We start from the raw sequence: 3,342 nt of genomic DNA, 5'->3' as shown, positions 1-3,342 counted from the left end.
ATTCCGGTCTTCGGCATAATATAATGAGCACCCTTAGCTCAACTGGATAGAGTACCTGACTACGAATCAGGCGGTTAGAGGTTCGACTCCTCTAGGGTGCATTTTTCTATTTAACTCGGGAAGTAGCTCAGCTTGGTAGAGTACTTGGTTTGGGACCAAGGTGTCGCAGGTTCGAATCCTGTCTTCCCGATTCATGGCGGTGTAGCTCAGCTGGCTAGAGCGTCCGGTTCATACCCGGGAGGTCGGGGGTTCGATCCCCTTCGCCGCTATAATGATCTTGTCGGACCTTTAGCTCAGCTGGTTAGAGCTCTCGGCTCATAACCGAGTGGTCGTAGGTTCAAGTCCTACAAGGTCCATTTGAATATTGGAGGATTACCCAAGTCCGGCTGAAGGGAACGGTCTTGAAAACCGTCAGGCGTGTAAAAGCGTGCGTGGGTTCGAATCCCACATCCTCCTTTTTTATTAACGCGGGATGGAGCAGCTCGGTAGCTCGTCGGGCTCATAACCCGAAGGTCGTAGGTTCAAATCCTGCTCCCGCAATAAGGCTCGGTAGCTCAGTTGGTAGAGCAATGGATTGAAGCTCCATGTGTCGGCGGTTCGATTCCGTCTCGCGCCATTTTATTGATAGTATTTATGCGGGTGTAGTTTAGTGGTAAAACTACAGCCTTCCAAGCTGTTGTCGCGAGTTCGATTCTCGTCACCCGCTTTGAACTTTGTTCAAATTACCAAGTTTTTTAACTTGGGCGCGTAGCTCAGGTGGTTAGAGCGCACGCCTGATAAGCGTGAGGTCGGTGGTTCGAGTCCACTCGTGCCCATTAATTGGAGAATTACTCAAGAGGCTGAAGAGGACGGTTTGCTAAATCGTTAGGTCGGGTAACTGGCGCAAGGGTTCGAATCCCTTATTCTCCGTTTTAATGAGAGTTTGTAACTCTCTTTTTCATTTGGCTCTTTGTCAACTGTAGTGGGTTGAAGTCAGCTAAGCTCGAGAAAGGACAAATTTCGTCCTTTCTTTTTTGATGTTCAGAGCCTAAAAATCCGTTTTTTGAAGTTTTCAGGCTCTTTGTCAACTGTAGTGGGTTGAAGAAAAGCTAAAATCTTTATATATTGTCGATTTTATGGTTGTTCTAATTTATTATTACTTCCAACTCTTGAGAGAAATTTCTCCGCTATTGAGCCAGATTTCTTTTCCGTTATCACATTGCACCAAAAGTTTTCCACTTTCAGAGATGTCTTTAGCAAGTCCCTTGTAGTCTTTTTGATCTAGTGTGAAAGTAACTTCTTTTCCAAGAACGAATGACTGTTTTTTATATAGGTATAATAACTCATCTGCTGGTGTTTCGAAGAAAGCACGCCAGATTTCTATGATTAATTCATTCCTTGTTATTGGAGCTGTAGTTTTAAATAAGCTAGCAGCTTTTTCTTTTAATTCCTGAGGGAAGTCTTTAATAGTGAAATTGATACCTACTCCAATAATGATATCTGTGACTAAGCCTGTTTCTACAGAGGTCATTGCTTCAGTGAGAATTCCTCCAATTTTATGATTGTTTAGGTAGATATCATTGACCCATTTTATGTCGACATCTATTAAAGTTAGGTTCTTAATGGCTTTGTAGACAGCTCCAGCTACAAGTAGTGTGTAGGACGGTAATTTGTCATAGGGAAGATTTGGTTTAAGATGGAGGGTCATATAAATGCCACCTTGAGGAGAGTAGAAGGAGCGTTGAAAACGGCCACGCCCTGCTATTTGATAGGAAGCTAGATAGAGGGTGTTTGCTTCATAGCCTAAATCAATTGCTTCTTTTGCATCGAGTTGTGTTGATTTTGTTTCGGGTTTAAAACTGATTTTAATTGGAAGATTTTCTTCTAGAATCTCTGGAAGAATAAGGTCACCATTCATCAGTTTATATCCTTTGTTTTTGATACTATCAATTTCAATGCCTTCTTGTTCTAGGCGCCTGATGGCTTTCCAAATTGATGTTCGGGTCAGTGATAGTTCTTCTGCAATCTTTTCTCCGCTGATATAGTCGTTTTCTTTAGCTAGAATCTGATAGACAGCTTGGTAGGATTTCATAGTGTTGCCTTTCTCACTAGTTGGTATTGAGAGGATTCTTTTCTTGTATGACTTGGGGTCTGATTTAAGTATTGTTTATAAGCTTTTGAAAAATGGAGTGGATCTGAAAAACCTACCGAATATGCAATTACCTTGATGGACTCTTGGGTATTTTCGAGAAGTTGTTTAGCTCGGTGCATTCGAACGTAGAGTAGGTATTCTTTGGGTGATAAGGTATTAAATTCTTTGAATACGCTTGATAAGTAGCTTCTGTGAACGGATAGTTCTTTTGTTAAATCTTGAATTGTAAGTGATTGAGGATAGTGGCTATCAATTAATCGTTTGCATTCAAGATAGAGTTGGTAGGTTGATGAAATATTCTTTTTTCTGATTGGGAGCAATAGTTCCCAGATGAAACATCAGTTCATGGAGTTGTCCCATGATATGGAGTTGAGCTAATTCATTGGATTTTGTAATCTGAGCGAAGCGAACAATGTCTGAGATGAGTTTTGCAGTAGTCTGGGTATGACAAGTTTCAGATTGGATGAGATAGGATTGATCAGAAATTTGAGAAAGAGCAAAAAAATCAGGAGCTTTCCCTCCAGTGATTCCTAACCAGTAGTAGGCCCAAGGTTCTTTACTATCTGCTTGATATAGTTATTTAGTTTTAAAAAAGCGTTCCAAACATTCAAAAATAGTTGGGACTTCCCTTAATAAATCTGTTACTTTCTTTTTCAAGATAGCCCAAGCTTGCTCAATAGGATTCAAATCTGGTGAATAAGGCGGTAGAGGTAAGAAAAAGTGTTTATCTTGGATGCAGAGTTCATCCAAAATGTTCTTGGGATCAAAACTAGCATTGTCCATGATAATAACATGAGGTGTCTTCAAAGCAGGCAGGAGTTGCGTTTTGAACCACTCCACAAAGAAATCGCTTGTCCTGCTGTTCTTGTAAATCATGGGAGCTATAAACTCTCCGTCTACTTGTCCTGCAACAATTGAAGTTCGCTCAAAACGACGTCCGCTAATCTTTTCATAGACTTTCTCCCCTCTAGGAGCCCCTGCATAAGGACGATAGAGGTAGCGGTCGATTCCTGTTTCATCAATGTATACGATTGGTAAATCGTTTAGGTTATCCAAAATATCAAGAAACTCAGCGACTTTCTCTGGGTCTTGTTCCTTAAAGCTCGTCATCTTTTTTTGAAGTGACCTTCATCTGCTTTAAAGCTGCCCATACTGAAGGGACAGCACAATCAAAATGTGCCGCAATTTCCCGTAAAAAAGCATCTGGATAA

Annotated in this window: 1 protein-coding gene, 10 tRNA genes and 2 pseudogenes; 10 read left to right on the top strand and 3 right to left on the bottom strand. The window is 41.0% G+C overall.

Translation table 11 applies throughout. The features are described from left to right. The first annotated feature begins 27 nt into the window (after window positions 1-27). The 10 genes from HT678_RS10990 to HT678_RS10945 all read left to right on the top strand — a co-directional run bounded on the left by HT678_RS10990 (window position 28) and on the right by HT678_RS10945 (window position 909). Window positions 28-101 (top strand) — tRNA-Arg (locus HT678_RS10990). Window positions 102-116: 15 nt separating this feature from the next. After that, a tRNA-Pro gene (locus HT678_RS10985) sits at window positions 117-190 on the top strand. A gap of 5 nt (window positions 191-195) precedes the next feature. Then, window positions 196-269: transfer RNA gene (locus HT678_RS10980), tRNA-Met, on the top strand. Between the two features lie 13 nt (window positions 270-282). Beyond that, a tRNA-Ile gene (locus HT678_RS10975) sits at window positions 283-356 on the top strand. Between the two features lie 10 nt (window positions 357-366). Then, a tRNA-Ser gene (locus HT678_RS10970) sits at window positions 367-456 on the top strand. A 10-nt stretch (window positions 457-466) separates the two neighbouring features. Beyond that, window positions 467-540, top strand: a tRNA-Met gene (locus tag HT678_RS10965). Window positions 541-543: 3 nt separating this feature from the next. Beyond that, window positions 544-616 (top strand) — tRNA-Phe (locus HT678_RS10960). A 19-nt stretch (window positions 617-635) separates the two neighbouring features. Next, a tRNA-Gly gene (locus HT678_RS10955) sits at window positions 636-706 on the top strand. A 35-nt stretch (window positions 707-741) separates the two neighbouring features. Then, window positions 742-815 (top strand) — tRNA-Ile (locus tag HT678_RS10950). Between the two features lie 6 nt (window positions 816-821). Next, a tRNA-Ser gene (locus tag HT678_RS10945) sits at window positions 822-909 on the top strand. A 226-nt stretch (window positions 910-1,135) separates the two neighbouring features. Here HT678_RS10945 and birA read toward each other — a convergent pair. From birA to HT678_RS10930, 3 genes and pseudogenes are all read right to left on the bottom strand, one after another. Beyond that, window positions 1,136-2,071 (bottom strand): bifunctional biotin--[acetyl-CoA-carboxylase] ligase/biotin operon repressor BirA, encoded by a 936-nt coding sequence (gene birA / locus HT678_RS10940; protein WP_050223738.1) that lies wholly within the window; start codon window positions 2,069-2,071, stop codon window positions 1,136-1,138. After that, a pseudogene (locus HT678_RS10935) lies at window positions 2,068-2,704 on the bottom strand (AraC family transcriptional regulator); the annotation flags it as partial. The pseudogene HT678_RS10935 and the gene birA, both read right to left, overlap by 4 nt. A 3-nt stretch (window positions 2,705-2,707) precedes the next feature. Then, a pseudogene (locus tag HT678_RS10930) lies at window positions 2,708-3,342 on the bottom strand (IS630 family transposase); the annotation flags it as partial.

Origin of the sequence: Streptococcus sp. 3167 (assembly GCF_013277175.1) — a bacterium.
Taxonomy (GTDB): domain Bacteria; phylum Bacillota; class Bacilli; order Lactobacillales; family Streptococcaceae; genus Streptococcus; species Streptococcus pseudopneumoniae.
The sequence above is the reverse complement of the archived record's forward strand: the minus strand, read 5'-3'. Positions and strand labels throughout refer to the sequence as shown.